The following is a 16,880-nucleotide window of genomic DNA, read 5'->3' as shown; positions in this document are numbered from 1 at the left end:
CATGGCGGACACGGCGAGACCGCTCGAACTCTGGCTGCCCGACCTGCCGCGCTTCGAGCCAGGGCATCCGCTGCGCGCCTGGCTGGCGCGCGCGGACCGGGCCGGCGACGCACCGCGTGGCTACCTTGCCGGCCTGGCCAGCTACTTCGAATGCGTGGGCGGTTTCGCGCCGGCCGCGCTCACCCGCGAACTGCTGGCCGGCGACGCCGCGGACGCCGCCTGGCTGAGCGCCGACCCGGCCTGGATCCAGCCCGACCTCAACGGCGCGCGACTGCTGGCCTGTGGGCAGATGCAACTGAGCATGGACGACGCGCTCGATCTGGCGCGACCCTTGAAGCCGGTCTTCGGCGACGCCGGCATGACGCTGGAAGTGAGTTCTCCGGACCGCTGGCATGTGCGCCTGCCGCCCGATGCCCGGCTGCCTCCGTTCGCTTCGCCCGAGCAGGCGCTGGGCGAAGACCTGGCCCAGCATCTGCCGGAGGGCACGGAAGGGCGCCGCTGGCGCGCCATCCTCACTGAGGTACAGGTGCTGCTGCACCAGCATCCGCTGAATGCGCAGCGGCGCGAACTCGGTCTGCCGCCGGTGAACAGCCTGTGGCTATGGGGCGGCGGCTCGCTGCCGGTGGCCGTGCGCAGCGAGCTCGCCGGCTGCGTCAGCGACGACGTGCTGCTCGGCGCGCTGGCTGCGCGCGCGGGCGTCGAGGTGGCGTCGCGCACGCCGGACGCGATCGCCGCGGCGAAAAGCGGCTGGCTGATCGATCTGCAGGATCTGCCTGTCGCCGACCTGGCCGGCTCCTGGTGGCCCATGCTCGAACGCCTGTCGGGCACGACGTTGTCGTTGTCCTTCGCCAGCGGCGAACGGTGGCTGCTTCGTCCCTGGCACCGCTTGCGCTTCTGGCGCGGGGCGGGCCGGTGACGCCCCGCCTGAGCCTGCGCCGCCGCGTGCCCAAGGGGACGCCACAGGGCTGGAGCGATGGCGTGCATCCGGTGTTGCGGCAGGTCTATGCCGCGCGCGGCGTGCTCACGCCGGTCGATGCCGACCACCGGCTCGCCCGCATGCTTGCGCCGCACCAGCTGGGCGGCATGGAACGTGCGGTGGAGCTGCTGGCCGAGGCGATCCGCGCGGACTGGCGCATCCTGATCGCCGGCGACTACGACTGTGATGGCGCTACCGGCACGGCCGTCGCGGTGCGCGGTCTGCGCCTGCTCGGCGCGAGGGACGTCGCCTATGCCGTGCCCAATCGTTTCATCCACGGCTATGGCCTCAGCCCCGCGCTGGTCGAGTCGTTGCAGCCGAGTCCGCAGCTCATCGTCACCGTCGATAACGGCGTGGCCAGCGTGGCCGGCGTCGCCACGGCGCAGGCGCTGGGCATCCGCGTGATCGTCACCGATCACCATCTGCCCGGCGAACAGCTGCCCGCCGCCGATGCGATGGTCAATCCCAATCTCGCCGGCGATGCCTTCCCCAGCAAGGCGCTGGCGGGCGTCGGCGTGATGTTCTACCTGCTGCTGGCGCTGCGCGCGAAGCTGCGGGAGCAGGGCGCCTTCGCCGGTGGCGAACCCGATCTCTCGGCACTGCTCGACCTAGTGGCGCTGGGCACTGTCGCCGACCTGGTGCCGTTGGACTACAACAACCGCGTGCTCGTCGAGGCAGGACTCAAGCGCATCCGCGCCGGCCGCGCCTGCGCGGGCATCGCCGCGCTGGTGGAATCCGGCCGGCGCAGCCTGGCCACGCTGTGCGCCAGCGATCTCGGGTATTCGGTCGGCCCGCGCCTCAACGCGGCGGGCCGGCTGGAAGACATGCGCCTGGGCGTCGAGTGCCTGCTCACCGACGACCTTGCGGTCGCGCGCCGCTATGCCGAGCAGCTGAGTACCATCAACCAGGAGCGCCGCGAGCTGCAGGCGGCGATGGTGGCGGAGGCTGAGGTCATGGTCGCCCGTGCGGCGGATACCGACGCGGTAGGCGTGGCCTTGTTCGAGCCGTCGTGGCACGCCGGGGTGGTGGGACTGGTCGCGTCCAAGCTCAAGGAGCGCATGCATCGCCCGGTCATCGCCTTCGCCCCGGCGAGCGAGGACAACACCGGAGAGCTGCGCGGCTCGGGCCGTTCCATCGCCGGGTTCCACATCCGCGACGCGCTGGCCGCGATCGACGCGCGCCAGCCGGGGCTGATCGAGCGTTTCGGCGGCCACGCCATGGCGGCTGGCCTGAGCCTGAAAGCACAGGACTTCGCCCGCTTCGCCGCCGCGTTCGATGCGGTCGCCCGCGAATGGCTGGACGAGGAACGCCTGGAGGCCGTGCTGTATACCGACGGCGAACTGCCGCCCGGCGCCGCGACGCTGGAGCTGGCGCGCCAGCTGCGCTACGGCGGTCCGTGGGGACAAGCCTTTCCGGAGCCGGTGTTCGACAACGAATTCGTGTGTGCCGCGTGGAAGGTGATGGGCGAGACGCACCTTCGCCTCACGCTGTCCGATCCGCGGGACGGCAGCGTTCACGACGCGGTGATGTTCGGCGCCTACACGGGCCAGCCGCCGCCGTCGCGGTTGCGCGCGGCCTACGAACTCACGATCAACGATTGGCAGGGCAGGGAAAGTCCGCGCCTGCTGCTGCGCTACTTCGAACCACTGGCCGGCTAGGAGACATCATGCGTCTTCGTGTTCTGTGGGTGTTCGCTTTGCTCGTCGCTGTTCCCTCGTGGGCGGTCGACGCAAATCCATCCGCCGCGATCATCGAGATCGGCGGTCGCTCGGTCGACATCCAGGCGGCTGTCGCGAAGCTGCCGCGCCAGTCCATATCGGCGACCGCCCACGGCCGGACATCCACCTATGAAGGCTACGACCTGCGCGAGGTGCTCAAGGCCGCCGGCCTGGCAACCGCCGAGAGCCTCAAGGGCAAGCAGCTCACCCGGCTTGTCCGGGTGTCGGCGCGGGATGGCTACGAAGCGGTCTTCGCCCTGGCCGACCTGGACCCCACGCTGGGTAATGCGCACATCCTGCTGGCGGACCGCGAGAACGGCCAGGCAATGTCGCCGGGCGATGGTCCGTGGCGCCTGGTGATTCCTGCCGAAGCACGGCCTGCGCGTTGGGTAAGGCAGGTCGCGGTCATTCGGGTGACCGACTAGCCGGCATCGCCGCGAAGGCGGCATTTGTTGCCTGGCCCTTCACGGGTTCTAGCCCCCCGCGCAACAGTCGGCGCGCTTGGATAGCGACAGTCTCTTCCACAGGGAGCCGGAGCCATGATCGTGCAGATGACCGGCCTGCCGCCGGGCGTGATCGGATTCACCGCCCACAACCAAGTCACCGCGGCCGACTACGAGCGGGTGGTAATTCCCGACATCGAAGCGGCGTTCGCGCTCAACCGCAAGCTGCGCGTGATCTTCCATATCGACCAGGACTTCACCGGCTTCGACCCCGGCGCGATGTGGGACGATGCCAAGCTCGGCTTCCGCCATTTCAGCGGCTGGGAGCGCGCCGCCCTGGTCACCGACGTGGGCTGGATGCGCAATCTGGCCAAGGCGCTGGGCTTCCTCTCCCCAGGGGAATTTCGCCTGTACGAGACAGCGCAACTGGACGAGGCGCGGACCTGGGTCAGTGCCCCGAAGACTGAGACGTAGGTTGGGGCGAGCCACCGGCGAAACCCAGCGAACCTCGCGCGGGGGCGCCACGTTGGGGTTCGCTGTGCTCACCCACGCTATGCGGACGGCGGACCGAGGGAAGGGGGAGAAAAATTTCTCTTGCGCGGCGCAGCAAGGCTGTGCTTTAGTCGGCCCCATGTCTTCCTCCTTCGCCAGCCAGCGCTCCGCCTTCGCCGCCTACGCGGCAGGTCTGCGTGCGCACGCGAACGGCCTGAATAACAACGCCAATAACAATCCCCGCATCGACGGGTGGGCCGGCGTGTAGACACGAAAAAAGTCTCGAATCCACGCAAAAGGGCCCGCCAACCGCGGGCCCTTTTGTTTTTCCTGCCCTTGAGTTCTAGCGCGTCACCACCCCCTAGGAGCGTCAACCATGTGTTCCATCTTCGGCATGTTCGACCTGCAACCCGGCGACGACCTGGCCGCCTTGCGCCGCCAGGCCCTGGAGCTGTCGCAGCGCCAGCGCCACCGCGGTCCGGACTGGAGCGGCGTCTTCGTGGACGCCGGCGTGATCCTGGTGCATGAGCGCCTGGCCATCGTGGACCCGGCCAGCGGCTCGCAGCCGCTGCGTTCGCGCGACGATGAGCTGGCCCTGGCGGTGAACGGCGAGATCTACAACCACCGCGAACTGCGCGCGGCCAGCCGCTACGACTTCACCACCGGCTCGGACTGCGAGGTGATCAACGCGCTGTACCGCGAGCTGGGCGCTGAGGAGTTCATCGCGCGCGGCATCAAACAGCTCAACGGCATCTTCGCTTTCGCCCTGTGGGACAGCGCTGCGCAGCGTTATCTGATCGCGCGCGATCCGATCGGCGTGTGCCCGCTGTACTGGGGGCACGACGCGGAAGGGCGACTATGCGTGGCTTCCGAGATGAAGGCGCTGGTCGGCGTCTGCGCCGACGTCTCGGCGTTTCCGCCGGGACACGTGTACGACAGCGCGACCGGCGAAGTCGTGCGCTACTACCGCAAGACCTGGCGCTCCTACGAAGTCACGCACGGCCAGAAGGTGGAGCCGGCCGAATTGCGTGATGCCTTCGAGCAGGCCGTGCATCGCCAGCTGATGACCGACGTGCCGTACGGCGTGCTGCTGTCCGGCGGCCTCGATTCTTCGCTGGTGGCGGCCTGCGCCGCGCGCTTCGCCCGCGAGCGCATCGAGGACGACGATCGCAGCGAAGCCTGGTGGCCGCGCCTGCACTCTTTCGCGATCGGTCTTGAGGGCTCGCCGGACCTGGCCGCCGCGCAGATCGCGGCGGATGCGCTCGGTACCGTGCATCACGGTTTCGTGTACACCTTCTGGGAAGGGTTGGACGCGTTGCCCGAAGTGATCCGCCACATTGAAACCTACGACGTCACCACCATCCGCGCCTCCACGCCGATGTTCCTGCTGGCCCGCCGCATCAAGGCGATGGGCGTCAAGATGGTGCTTTCGGGCGAAGGTTCGGACGAGATCTTCGGCGGCTATCTGTATTTCCACAAAGCACCGTCGCCCGAAGCCTTCCACGAGGAGACCGTGCGCAAGCTCGACGCGCTGCACAGCTTCGACTGCCTGCGTGCCAACAAAGCGATGATGGCCTGGGGCGTGGAGGCGCGCGTGCCGTTCCTCGACCTGGCGTTCCTGGACGTCGCGATGGGGCTGGATGCCAAGTACAAGATGGCCGGCCATGGCCGCATCGAAAAGGCCGTGCTGCGCGAAGCTTTCCAGGGCGCGCTGCCGGACTCGATCCTGTGGCGGCAGAAAGAGCAGTTCAGCGATGGCGTCGGCTACGGCTGGATCGATGGCCTGAAGGCGCATGCCGAGCAGGTGATCAGCGATCGCGAATTCGCCGCCGCATCCACGCGCTTCCCGCACAACCCGCCGGCGACCAAGGAGGCTTATCTCTATCGCCGCATCTTCGAGCAGCACTTCCCCGGCGAGGCCTGCGCGGCCACCGTGCCGGGCGGCAAGTCGATCGCCTGTTCGTCCCCCGCGGCCCTGGCGTGGGACCCGGCGTTCGCCGTCGCGGCCGACCCGTCGGGCCGCGCCGTCCGCGGCGTGCACCAGCAGGCGCTGGGCTAGCCGGTGCGGCGTCGGTGGGGGCGGGCCCGAGGGTGATGCCCGACGGACCACTACCCACCACCGCCCCGGCGGTGCGCCGAGGCAGCTGCCGGCCGCCGTGGCAGCGGCCGCCCGGCGCGCTTGCCGCAATTTGCTCGCGCCCGCTCAACCTACCCGCGAAAGCGCCTCGCCTGCTATCCTTTCGGGCCATTTCCAAGCCACATCCATCCATGATCGAAACCAATCCGATCCTTGCGAAGATCGCGGACCTCAAGGGCCGCGTCGAATCGCTTAGGGGGTATCTTTGACTACGCCACCAAGCGTGAGCGTCTCGAAGAAGTAAGCCGGGAGCTGGAAAGCCCCAACGTCTGGGACGATCCGCCGCGGGCGCAGGAACTGGGCCGCGAACGCGCCCGCCTGGACACCATCGTCAGCGGCATCGACTCGCTGACCGCCGGCCTGGCCGATTCGGCCGATCTGCTGGAGATGGCCGTCGCCGACAACGACGAAGCCACCGTGCAATCCATCGTCGCCGACCTCGACAAGCTCGATGCGCAGGTGAGCAAGCTGGAATTCCAGCGCATGTTCTCCGGCAAGATGGACGCCACCAACGCCTTCGTGGACATCCAGGCCGGCGCCGGTGGCACCGAGGCGCAGGACTGGGCCGAGATGCTGCTGCGCATGTACCTGCGCTGGTGCGAGTCGCGCGGCTGGAAGACCGAGCTGCTCGAGGCCAGCGGCGGCGACGTGGCCGGCATCAAGTCCGCCACGTTCCGCGTGGAAGGCGACTACGCCTATGGCTGGCTGAAGACCGAGATCGGCGTGCACCGCCTGGTGCGCAAGAGCCCGTTCGATTCCGACAACCGCCGCCACACCAGCTTCACCTCGGTGTTCGTGTCGCCGGAAGTCGACGACGACATCGACATCGAGATCAATCCAGCGGACTTGAAGACCGACGTCTATCGCTCCTCCGGCGCGGGCGGCCAGCACGTCAACAAGACCGAGTCCGCGGTGCGTATCACCCACGTGCCTTCGGGCGTGGTGGTGGCTTGCCAGACCGAACGCAGCCAGCATGCCAACCGCGACCGCGCGATGAAGATGCTGAAGGCCAAGCTGTACGAGATCGAGCTGCAGAAGCGCAATGCCGAGAAGGACGCGCTGGAAGCGACCAAGTCCGACATCGGCTGGGGCAGCCAGATCCGCAACTACGTGCTCGACCAAAGCCGCATCAAGGACCTGCGCACCGGCGTCGAGCGCTCGGATACGCAGAAAGTGCTGGACGGCGACCTGGACGAATTCGTCGAGGCCAGCCTGAAAGCCGGCCTGGATGCTGGCGCCAAGCGCGTCGACGCGTAATCGCCGGGCAAGCGCCAGTCCATCCTCTTCACCAGCCGATGTGCCAGACCCACCAGGAGGCGTCCGCATGAACCGCAGCAAGACCTTCCGGATCCTGATCGCCGGGATGGCGTTGGCTCTTTGCGCCAGCGCCGCGAATGCACAGGAAAGCACGGGGCAAGGCATCAAGCAGGACGCCAAGTCCGCCGGCCATGCGGTCGGCGAAGCGGGCCGCGACGTCGGCCACGCGACCAAGGACGCAGCGGTCGAGGTCGGTCATGGCGCCAGGGACGCCGGCGTCAAAGTCGGGCACGGTGCCAGGGACGTAGGCGTCAAGGTCGGCCATGGCGCGCGGGACGCCGGGGTGGCGGTCGGCCACGGCGCGCGGGATGCCGGCGTGAAAGTCGGCCACGGCGCCAAGGAAGTCGGCCAGACGATCGGGCACGGTGCCCGCGAAGGCTGGGACGCGACCAAGGACGCGGCCAAGAAAGTGTTCGGCAAAAGCGACTGAGGGGCGGTGCCGCGGGCACCGCCATCACAAGATCAACGAAGAAGCGTCCGCCCCTCGGCGCGGACGCGTGCAGCTACGGAAAACCCATGAGCGAACCGATCGAGAACCTGCCCGTCGATGAGAACAAGCTGATCGCCGAGCGCCGCGAAAAACTCAAAGCGCTGCGCGGGCAGGGCATCGCGTTCCCGAATGATTTCAAGGTCGACGCGTTCGCGGGCGACCTGCAGGCCGAATACGCCGACAAGGACACGCATACGGCCGAAGCGATCGATGCGCTGGCGCGTCGCGTGAAGGTGGCTGGCCGTATCGTGCTCAAGCGCGTGCAAGGCAAAGTCAGCTTCGTGCAGATGCAGGACATGACCGGCCGCATCCAGCTGTTCATCCACCAGGGCACGGTGGGCGAGGACACCTACGATGCCTTCAAGGGCTGGGACGCGGGCGACATCGTCGGCGCCGAAGGCGTGCTGATGCGCACCAAGACCGGCGAGCTGTCGGTCAAGGTGGAAAGCCTGCGCCTGCTCACCAAAAGCCTGCGCCCGCTGCCTGACAAGTTCCACGGACTGGCCGACGTCGAACAGCGCTACCGCCAGCGCTACGTCGACCTGATCGTCACTGAGGAAGCGCGCCGCACCTTCCTGCTGCGCTCGAAGATCATCGGCTTCATCCGCAAGTGGCTGGAAGCCGAGCCGCGCCGCTTCATGGAGGTGGAGACGCCGATGATGCAGATCATCCCCGGCGGTGCCACGGCCAAGCCGTTTATCACGCATCACAACGCGCTGGACATCGACCTGTACCTGCGCGTGGCACCGGAGCTGTACCTGAAGCGCCTGGTGGTCGGCGGCTTCGACCGCGTGTACGAGATCAACCGCAATTTCCGCAACGAGGGCGTGTCCACCCGGCACAATCCCGAATTCACCATGCTCGAGCTGTACCAGGCGTATGCCACGTACACCGAGATCATGGACCTCACCGAGGCGGTGATCCGCGATACCGCGCAGAACGTGATCGGTACCACGCAGATCCAGTGGGAAGGCGCTGACATCGACCTGGGCCCGGCCTTCCGCCGCTGGTCAATGGAAGACGCGGTGCTGGAGCACAACCCCGAGATCCGCCGCGAAGAGCTGCGCGATCGCGCCGCCATGGCCGCGCACGCCAGGCGCCTGGGCTGCCAGGTCAAGGACGGTTACGGCTGGGGCAAGCTGCTGCTGGAGATCTTCGAGAAGACCGTCGAGCACACCCTGATCCAGCCGACCTTCATCACCCAGCATCCGGTCGAAGTCTCGCCGCTTGCGCGCGAGAGCGACACCGACAAAGGCATCACCGACCGCTTCGAACTGTTCATCAACGGCAAGGAACTGGCCAACGGGTTCTCCGAGTTGAACGATCCCGAAGACCAGGAAGCACGCTTCCGCGCCCAGGTGGCCGCCAAGGACGCCGGCGACGACGAGGCCATGCACTTCGACGCGGACTACATCCGCGCCCTCGAAGTCGGCCTGCCGCCCACCGGCGGCCTGGGCATCGGCATCGACCGGCTGGTGATGCTGTTGACCGGATCCGTGTCGATCCGCGACGTGCTGCTGTTCCCGTACATGCGCCCGGAGGCCTGAGTCATGTGGTACGCCATCGTCGGCACCGATGTTCCCGATTCGCTGGAGAAGCGCCTGTCCGCGCGTCCGGCCCATCTGGCCCGCCTGCAGCAGTTGCAGGCCGAAGGCCGCATGCTGCTGGCCGGCCCCTTTCCGGCGATCGACGCGGAAGACCCCGGCAGCGCGGGTTTCAGCGGCAGCCTGATCGTGGCCGAGTTCGCCTCGCTCGAAGCCGCGAAGGCCTGGGCCGACGCCGATCCCTATGTGGCGGCTGGGGTTTATGCTTCGGTCTCGGTCAAACCCTTCCGCAAAGTGCTGCCGTAACCATGAATGCCTCGATGGCCGCCCAGATCCGCGAGCGCCTGCAGGCCGCGCTCGCCCCGGTCGAGCTGGAAGTGCTCGACGAAGGGCACAAGCACGCCGGCCACGCCAATGAAGGCAAGGGCCATTTCCACGTGCGCATCGTCAGTCCGGTGTTCGCCGGCAAGCCGCCGCTCAAGCGCCATCGCATGATCTACGCGGCCCTGGAAGGGCTGATGGACAACGGCATCCATGCCTTGTCCATCGACGCGCGACCGCCGGACACATAAAACTCTTTCGGGAACACGGACATGGGGCGTATTCTTCACGCCATGTCCAGCTGCTGCCGCGCATTGCGACCCCGCCCCGCGTTTGGCACAGTGCCCCATCGCCCCGTATTCGCCGGGCCTTTCCCGTAGAGCTGCCGCGGATTCCGCATGCGCCTGACCACGATCAAACTCGCCGGCTTCAAGTCGTTCGTCGATCCGACCACCCTTCACCTGCCGACCAACATGACCGGCGTGGTGGGGCCGAACGGCTGCGGCAAGTCCAACATCATCGACGCCATCCGCTGGGTGATGGGCGAGAGCGCGGCCAGCCGCCTGCGCGGCGACTCGCTCACCGACGTCATCTTCTCCGGCTCCAACTCGCGCAAGCCGGTGGGGCAGGCGACCGTCGAGCTGATCTTCGACAACAGCGACGGCACCATCCAGGGCGAGTACGGCCAGTACGCCGAGATCTCGGTGAAGCGCCAGGTCACCCGAGACGGCCAGTCGGCGTACTTCCTCAATGGCGCACGCTGCCGGCGCCGCGACATCACCGATCTTTTCCTAGGCACCGGCCTGGGGCCGCGCAGCTACTCGATCATCGAGCAGGGCATGATCAGCCAGATCGTGGAAGCCGCGCCGGAAGAGCTGCGCGTCCACCTGGAGGAAGCCGCCGGCATCTCCAAGTACAAGGAGCGCCGCAAGGAGACCGAGAGCCGCATCAAATCCACCCGCGAGAACCTCGATCGCGTGAAGGACGTGCGCGATGAAGTGGACAAGCAGCTCGAACACCTCAACCGCCAGGCCCGCGCCGCCGAACGCTGGAAGGCGCTGAAGGAAGAGCAGACCCGCAAGGAAGCCGAACTGCGCGCGCTGGAATACCGCGGCCTGAAGAGCCAGCACGACGGCGAGGGCGCCGGCCTGTCCGCCGCCGAGGTGGAGATCGAAAAGCGCGTGGCCGAGCAACGCCACGTCGAAGCGCAGTTGGAAAGCGTGCGCGAGCGCCACACCGGCGCCAGCGAGCACCTCAACCAGGTGCAGGGCGAGGTCTACAAGGTCGGCGCGGAGATCGCCCGCGTCGAGCAGCAAGTGCGCTTCAACCGCGAAACCGCCGAACGCCTGCAGCGCGCCCAGGGCGAGGCCGAGCGCGAGCATGAGGCACTGGCCGCGCATATCGCGACGGACCGCGAACAGATCGAAACGCTGCGCATGGCGCTGGCCGAGGGCGAGCCGAAGCTCGAAGCCCTGCAGCAGATGCAGGACGATACCTCCGACGCCCAGCGCGATACCGAAACCAAGCTGGCCGACTGGCAGCAGCGCTGGGATGCGTACACGCGCACCGCCGGCGAGGCGAGCCGCGCTGCCGAGGTGGAACGCACCAAGCTGGCCTACCTGGATCGCCAATCCATCGACCTGTCCAAGCGCCGCGAGGCGCTGGAGACCGAGCAGAAGGCCACCGACGTCGATGCGCTCGACGCGTCTTTCGAACAATTGCAGGGCGAGCACGACACCCAGCGCGAGCGCGTCGAAACGCTCGGCGGCATGCTCGACCAGCACAAGCTCGCCTATGAAAAGGTGCTGGACGAAGAGCGCCAGGTGCAGGCCTCGCTCAACGAGGCCCGCCAGCAGCTGCAGACCGCGCGCGGCCGCCAAGCCTCGCTGGAGGCGCTGCAGCATGCCGCGCTGGGCCAGGAGGAAAGCGCCGCCAGCGGCTGGCTGTCCCGCCTGGGCTTGGACAAGTCGCGCCGCCTCGGCGAATCCCTGCAGGTGGAAGCCGGTTGGGAAACCGCCGTGGAAACCGCGCTTGCCGGTTTTCTCGATGCCGTGCTGGTGGATGGCGCCCACGACTTCGCGAAGGACTTCGGCGACCTCAAGGACGCCGACCTCGCGTTGCTCGACGCAGCCGAGGGCGGCGCCAACACTGCCGGCACGCTGGCCGCCCACGTGCGCGGTCCGGCCGCGGCAGTGGCCATCCTGAGCCACGTGCTCACCGCCGAGAACCTGGACGAAGCGCACCAGCGCGTTGCCGGGCTGTCCGCCATGGCGCCGTACCAGTCCGTGATGACCCGCTCGGGCGAGTGGCTCGGCCCGGGCTGGGCGCGCGTGCGCCGTGCCCAGGGCAACCAGGTCGGCATCCTGGCCCGCGAACGCGAGATGCGCCTGCTGGCCGAGCAGATCGACACGCTGGAAGCGCGCATCGAAGAAGCCACCGGCCAGCTCGACGACCTGCGCACCCGCAAGTTCGAAGCCGAACGCGCGCGCGACGACGCCCAGCGCGAGCTGTACAACGCGCATCGCCGCCAGTCCGAACTCGCCGGCCAGTTGCAGAGCCATCGCGGCAAGATGGAAACCGCCCGTGCGCGCGCCGAGAAAGTGGCCGGCGAACTGGGCGAGATCATCAACCAGCTCGACGAGCTGCAGACGCAGACGCGCGATGCGCGCGCCCGCCTGGACGAATCGGTCAACCACATGGGCGACCTCGAAGACCAGCGCCGCGAGCTGGAGAACGAGCGCCGCGCCTTGCTCGAGGCCCGCGAGGAAGCGCGCATGAATGCCCGCGAGGCCGCCGACCAGGCGCATGCCCTCGCGCTGTCGCTCGAATCCAAGCGCTCCTCGCTGACCTCGCTGGAGCAGGCGCTGGCGCGCATGGAGACGCAGATCCGCCAGATCGAGTCTCGCCGCACGGAAATCGCCGACCAGCTCGCCGCCGGTTCCGATCCCATCGCCGAACTCGAAGCCGAGCGCCAGACCTATCTCGACCAGCGCCTGCTGGTCGACAAGCAACTGGTCGAGGCGCGCCGCGCGCTGGAGGACTGCGACGGCGAATTCCGCCGCCTGGAGCAGGAGCGCCAGCGCATCGAGCAGAGCCTCAACGCGCTGCGCGAGAAGCTCTCCGAGAAGCGCCTCGCCGCGCAGGCGTTGCAGTTGCGCGCGCAGCAGCTCGCCGAGGCCATCGCCGCTTCCGGCCTGGAACTGGAGCCGTTGCTCGCCGAACTGCCGGAAGACGCCGATGCCAGCCAGTGGCGCGGCGCGCTCACCGACATCGGGCAGAAGATCCAGCGCCTGGAACCGGTCAACCTGGCCGCGATCCAGGAGCACGCCGAGCAGAGCGAGCGCAAGACCTACCTGGATAACCAGCTGGCCGACCTCACCAGCGCCATGGAAACGCTGGAAGGCGCGATCAAGAAGATCGACCGCGAAACCCGCCAGCGCTTCAAGGAAACCTTCGACCGCGTCAACGCCGGTGTGCAGGAGCTGTTCCCGCGCCTGTTCGGCGGCGGCCACGCCTACCTGGAACTGACCGGCGACGACCTGCTCGACACCGGCGTCGCCATCATGGCGCGCCCGCCCGGCAAGCGCGTGTCCAACATCTCGCTGCTGTCCGGCGGCGAGAAGGCGCTCACCGCGGTTTCGCTGGTGTTCTCGATCTTCGGCCTGAACCCCGCGCCGTTCTGCCTGCTGGACGAGGTGGACGCGCCGCTGGACGAAGCCAACGTCGGGCGCTTCTCCAACATGGTGAAGGAGATGAGCGAGAAGGTGCAGTTCATCTTCGTCAGCCACAACAAGGCCACCATGGAGGCCGCGTCGCAGCTCTGCGGCGTCACCATGCGCGAACCCGGCGTGTCGCGCCTGGTGCAGGTGGACCTGGCCGAAGCGGCCAAACTCGCCGGCGCAGCCTGAGGACCCCCCACATGACCATGCAACCCGTGCTCGCCTTCGCCTGGAACCCGGCGGTCGGCATTCCGCTGCTCATTGTGGGCGTGATCGTGCTCGGCCTGATCTGGCTGTTCGGCCAGCCCAGGAAAGAGCAGGGCCGTCGCCGCATGCCGGCCGCGCCGGCTGGCGAGGAGCGGCGGGAGCCGACCTTCGGCGACGTCGACGTCGCCGAGGATGACGTCCCGCACGTCAGCGCGCGCGACGACTTCCGCCTCGATCCGCTCGACGAGCCGAAGCCTCGCCAGGGCGAACTGGACATGGGCCTGCGCGAGGAGCTGAAAAAGCTCGGCGCGACGCTGTCGAACGAACGCGTCGCGCCCGCCCCGGTGAGCAAGCCGATGGGCGCCGCCGCATCCATCGTGGAAGCACTGCGCGCACCGCCGGAGCAGTTCCTGGCTGCGCAGGGACACGTCCCCGCGCCGGCGGCCGAACCCGCTCCGCGCGCACCCGCGCAGGCGCCCGCTGCCGAGCCCGCACCGGCCCCGGCGCCCGCCGCGCCGCGCGTGCAGGCCCGTTCGGATGTCGGCCGGCGTCCCGCGCAGATGCCGGTGGAACGCATCGTGACGCTGTTCGTGGTCGCGCGGGAGGGCTCCGTGTTCCATGGTCCCGACCTCATTGTGGCCGCCGAGAAGGCCGGCCTTGAATTCGGCGACATGGGCATCTATCACCGTCTGCTGGATGGCAAGCGCGAACACGGCCCGATCTTCAGCGTGGCCAACATGCTCAAGCCCGGCAATTTCGATTTGTCCCGGCTGGAAGCGCTGCGCACGCCGGGCCTGAGTTTCTTCATGACCCTGCCGGCGCCCGTCCCGGCGCTGGACGCCTGGGATGCGATGCTGCCGACCGCGCAGCGGCTGGCCGAGCTGCTGGATGGCCAGGTGCTGGACGAGGAGCGCAATGCGCTGGGGCGGCAGCGGATCGCCCATATCCGGGATGAGTTGCGGGGATGGGATCGCGACCACGAGGGGAAGGAAATCATCTTCGGGCGCTGATGCGCTGTGCCTCCATGGCTGGCGGTAGGTTGGGGTGAGCTTGCGAGCCCCAACGCGCGCTAAGGGGCGACCCGCCCTCTCATCCTCGTCATTCCGGCGTACCCCGAAAAGGGGGCGAGGGCCGGACGGAGCGCATAGCGTGGAGAACGCCCGGAGGGCGGCCTCGAAGGGGCGCGCGTAGCGAGTCGTCCGGTGGCGACGCCACTCGGTGATCGTGAGGTGGTCGGCCGTTTTGTCTCGCCCCTCACGGGGCGAGGGTTTCGCTCTCCTGCCGGAGCGCGAGTTACTTCTTCTTGCTTGCCCAAGAAGAAGTAAGGCGGTCTCTAACATCAAGTGCACCACCCCCACGACACGGTGATGCATGGGACAGCATTACAGCCATCTGAGCGCCGAAGAACGGGGCGCGATCATGGTGGGCAAGGCACGCGGCGAGAGCGCTCGGCAGCTGGCACGGCTGCTAGGCCGTTCGGCTAGCACGATTTCCCGGGAATTGGCGCGTAATGGGCACCGCGAACCGGCGGAGCGTCCGCGCATGGGTCGTCCGACACTTGGCTATGACGCCCGCCGTGCCGGTGCGCGGGCTCGACGGCTCGCGCGCAAGGCACGCCGACGGCGCAAGCTACATCGTGATGGGGTCTTGTGGCCCCTGGTGCGCCAGCTGTTAGCGCGCCGCTGGTCACCGCAAGAAGTGAGCCGCACACTGCGCCGGCAGCATCCTGACGAGCCGGCCAAACACGTGTCCCATGAGACGATCTACACCGCGATTTATGCCATGCCGCGTGGCGAACTGCGGCGTGAGCTGGTGGCCTTGCTGCGCCAACACAAGTGCGCACGCCGTCCGCGTGGCCAAGGGGCGAACCGGCGCGGCCGCATGCAGGATCTGCCGAGTATTCATGACCGCCCGCCGGAGGCCAACGAGCGCCTGTTACCAGGCCATTGGGAAGGCGACTTCCTCAAGGGGGCGCGTAACCGATCGTCGGTGGGGGTGCTGGTGGATCGACGCACTTTGTTCCTGAAGCTGGTCAAGATGAAGGGGTGTTCGGCCCAGGAGGCGCTGGAGGGCTTCAGTCGCGCCTTCCAGGGCGTGCCGCCGGAGCTTCGCCAGACACTGACCTATGACCAGGGCAAGGAAATGGCGCTGTACAAGACCTTGTCCGAACGTACCGGCTTGAGCATTTATTTCGCCGATCCGCGCAGCCCCTGGCAGCGGGGCATCTGCGAAAACACCAACGGCCTGCTGCGGCAGTACCTCCCTAAAGGCACCGATCTGTCCGTGCATAGCCAGCGAGCGCTGGATGCCATCGCTCAGGAGATGAACCTTCGGCCCCGAGCCACCTTGGGCTACCACTGTCCGGCGGAGATGTTCATGCGTGCCATGGGGCACGATGACCTCGCTCAGGCCATCGATGATGCACTTCTAGATTGACACCGCCTAACCAAGAAGAAGGGCCCCCTGCGCGGCGCCCTCCGTAGCCTTCGCTGCTGCGGGTGCGTTGAGGGCTGGCCGGGCTTTTTGACAGGGCATCCATGCCCTGATCAAAAAGGCGGGGACGTCCTGTCCCCGCCCGCCTTGGGCGGCCTGATCGTCCAGCCCTCACCGCCGCGAAGGGAACCCGGGAGATCAAGAGCCACACGGAGCGTCGCTTTGCTCGCTCTTGCTTTTTACTTGCCGCGGTACCGCACTTCTCCTTCTCCCCCTCCGGGGAGAAGGCGGGATGAGGGGCGGGTGCTCGCGAACGCGCCACTTCAGGCGATACACCCCTCCCCAAAAAAACACCCATTCCGCCAGCCCGTCCGCCGTTTTTCCCTGAAAAACAGCCCCCGACCGCGACGGACACGCCAAAAAGACCATGCCGTAAGACACATTTATGCGTTTGCGTCTTGGCGGCACCGCTCGCTTGCCATACATTCCACCTGCCGAAAGGCACAGGTTCCAACCAAACCCATCAAAACTACGGGGAATGTATGGCCAAGAAAGCCGCCAAGAAGACCACCGCCAAGGCTGCCGCCAAGCCGGCCGCTCTTAAGCCGATCAAGGATGCTCTGAGCAAGTCCGGGCTGGTCGCCCACATCGCTGAGGCCAGCGGTGTCGTGGCCAAGGACGTGCGCGCCGTGCTGGCTTCGCTCGAGCATGCCGTGGCTGGCTCGGTCCACAAGAAGGGCCATGGCTCGTTCACGCTGCCGGGTCTTCTGAAGATCACGGCGGTCAACGTGCCTGCCAAGCCGAAGCGCAAGGGCATCAACCCCTTCACCAAGGAAGAGCAGTGGTTCGCCGCCAAGCCGGCCACGGTGAAGGTGAAGATCCGTCCGCTGAAGAAGCTGAAGGACGCCGCCGTCGGCTGATTCCAGCCCGCGGAGGAAGAGAACGCGGTGACGCAAGTCGCCGCGTTTTTTTGTGCCTGTAGCGCGCAGCTCTCGGAATATGCGCGCCGAACAGGTCGCACGCATGGCGCTTCTTCTCATATGGACGGCCATTTGCTTGTGGCGCGGTAAGCGCCCCCTGCTA

The 16,880-nt window shown here is 67.6% G+C and carries 15 protein-coding genes; all 15 read left to right on the top strand.

Annotated elements, in window-relative coordinates; genetic code table 11:
* The first annotated feature begins 1 nt into the window (after nucleotide 1).
* The gene (locus tag RKE25_RS13770) at nucleotides 2–916 is read left to right on the top strand and encodes a phosphoglycerate mutase (protein ID WP_311838676.1); all 915 of its coding nucleotides are present in this window, start codon (nucleotides 2–4) and stop codon (nucleotides 914–916) included.
* A complete protein-coding gene (gene recJ, locus RKE25_RS13765; protein ID WP_311838675.1) occupies nucleotides 913–2,634 on the top strand; it encodes a single-stranded-DNA-specific exonuclease RecJ in 1,722 nt (573 codons plus the stop codon). The genes RKE25_RS13770 and recJ overlap by 4 nt, the downstream gene beginning before the upstream one ends.
* Before the next feature lie 8 nt (nucleotides 2,635–2,642).
* Nucleotides 2,643–3,119, top strand: coding sequence for a molybdopterin-dependent oxidoreductase (locus RKE25_RS13760; protein ID WP_311838674.1), 477 nt, complete (start codon nucleotides 2,643–2,645; stop codon nucleotides 3,117–3,119).
* Between the two features lie 114 nt (nucleotides 3,120–3,233).
* The gene (locus RKE25_RS13755; protein ID WP_311838673.1) at nucleotides 3,234–3,611 is read left to right on the top strand and encodes an STAS/SEC14 domain-containing protein; all 378 of its coding nucleotides are present in this window, start codon (nucleotides 3,234–3,236) and stop codon (nucleotides 3,609–3,611) included.
* 157 nt (nucleotides 3,612–3,768) lie between these two features.
* Nucleotides 3,769–3,897, top strand: coding sequence for a hypothetical protein (locus RKE25_RS13750; protein ID WP_311838672.1), 129 nt, complete (start codon nucleotides 3,769–3,771; stop codon nucleotides 3,895–3,897).
* Nucleotides 3,898–4,005: 108 nt separating this feature from the next.
* Complete coding sequence (gene asnB, locus RKE25_RS13745; RefSeq protein ID WP_311838671.1) at nucleotides 4,006–5,688, top strand: asparagine synthase B; 1,683 nt, start codon at nucleotides 4,006–4,008, stop codon at nucleotides 5,686–5,688.
* 209 nt (nucleotides 5,689–5,897) lie between these two features.
* Nucleotides 5,898–7,023, top strand: a protein-coding gene (gene prfB / locus RKE25_RS13740) for a peptide chain release factor 2 (RefSeq protein WP_311838670.1) whose coding sequence is annotated in 2 segments (ribosomal slippage) — nucleotides 5,898–5,972 and nucleotides 5,974–7,023 — 1,125 coding nt in all. Because the reading frame shifts where the segments join, the coding sequence is not laid out codon by codon here.
* 67 nt (nucleotides 7,024–7,090) lie between these two features.
* On the top strand, nucleotides 7,091–7,513 hold the full coding sequence (locus RKE25_RS13735; protein ID WP_311838669.1) for a hypothetical protein: 423 nt from the start codon (nucleotides 7,091–7,093) through the stop codon (nucleotides 7,511–7,513).
* A gap of 86 nt (nucleotides 7,514–7,599) precedes the next feature.
* On the top strand, nucleotides 7,600–9,120 hold the full coding sequence (gene lysS / locus RKE25_RS13730) for a lysine--tRNA ligase (RefSeq protein ID WP_311838668.1): 1,521 nt from the start codon (nucleotides 7,600–7,602) through the stop codon (nucleotides 9,118–9,120).
* Nucleotides 9,121–9,123: 3 nt separating this feature from the next.
* On the top strand, nucleotides 9,124–9,423 hold the full coding sequence (locus RKE25_RS13725) for a YciI family protein (protein WP_311838667.1): 300 nt from the start codon (nucleotides 9,124–9,126) through the stop codon (nucleotides 9,421–9,423).
* A gap of 2 nt (nucleotides 9,424–9,425) precedes the next feature.
* The gene (locus RKE25_RS13720) at nucleotides 9,426–9,689 is read left to right on the top strand and encodes a BolA family protein (RefSeq protein ID WP_311838666.1); all 264 of its coding nucleotides are present in this window, start codon (nucleotides 9,426–9,428) and stop codon (nucleotides 9,687–9,689) included.
* A 147-nt stretch (nucleotides 9,690–9,836) separates the two neighbouring features.
* On the top strand, nucleotides 9,837–13,346 hold the full coding sequence (gene smc, locus RKE25_RS13715) for a chromosome segregation protein SMC (protein WP_311838665.1): 3,510 nt from the start codon (nucleotides 9,837–9,839) through the stop codon (nucleotides 13,344–13,346).
* Between the two features lie 11 nt (nucleotides 13,347–13,357).
* Entirely contained in the window at nucleotides 13,358–14,374 is a 1,017-nt protein-coding gene (gene zipA / locus RKE25_RS13710) for a cell division protein ZipA (RefSeq protein WP_311838664.1), read from the top strand.
* A gap of 361 nt (nucleotides 14,375–14,735) precedes the next feature.
* Nucleotides 14,736–15,800 carry an IS30 family transposase gene (locus tag RKE25_RS13705; protein ID WP_311838249.1) on the top strand — a complete coding sequence of 355 codons (1,065 nt, stop codon included), beginning with the start codon at nucleotides 14,736–14,738 and terminating at the stop codon, nucleotides 15,798–15,800.
* A 539-nt stretch (nucleotides 15,801–16,339) separates the two neighbouring features.
* On the top strand, nucleotides 16,340–16,717 hold the full coding sequence (locus RKE25_RS13700; protein WP_311838663.1) for an HU family DNA-binding protein: 378 nt from the start codon (nucleotides 16,340–16,342) through the stop codon (nucleotides 16,715–16,717).
* The last annotated feature ends 163 nt before the right edge of the window (nucleotides 16,718–16,880 follow it).

This window comes from Dyella sp. BiH032 (genome assembly GCF_031954525.1).
Classification (GTDB): domain Bacteria; phylum Pseudomonadota; class Gammaproteobacteria; order Xanthomonadales; family Rhodanobacteraceae; genus Dyella_D.
This window is presented reverse-complemented; position numbering and strand designations above follow the sequence as displayed.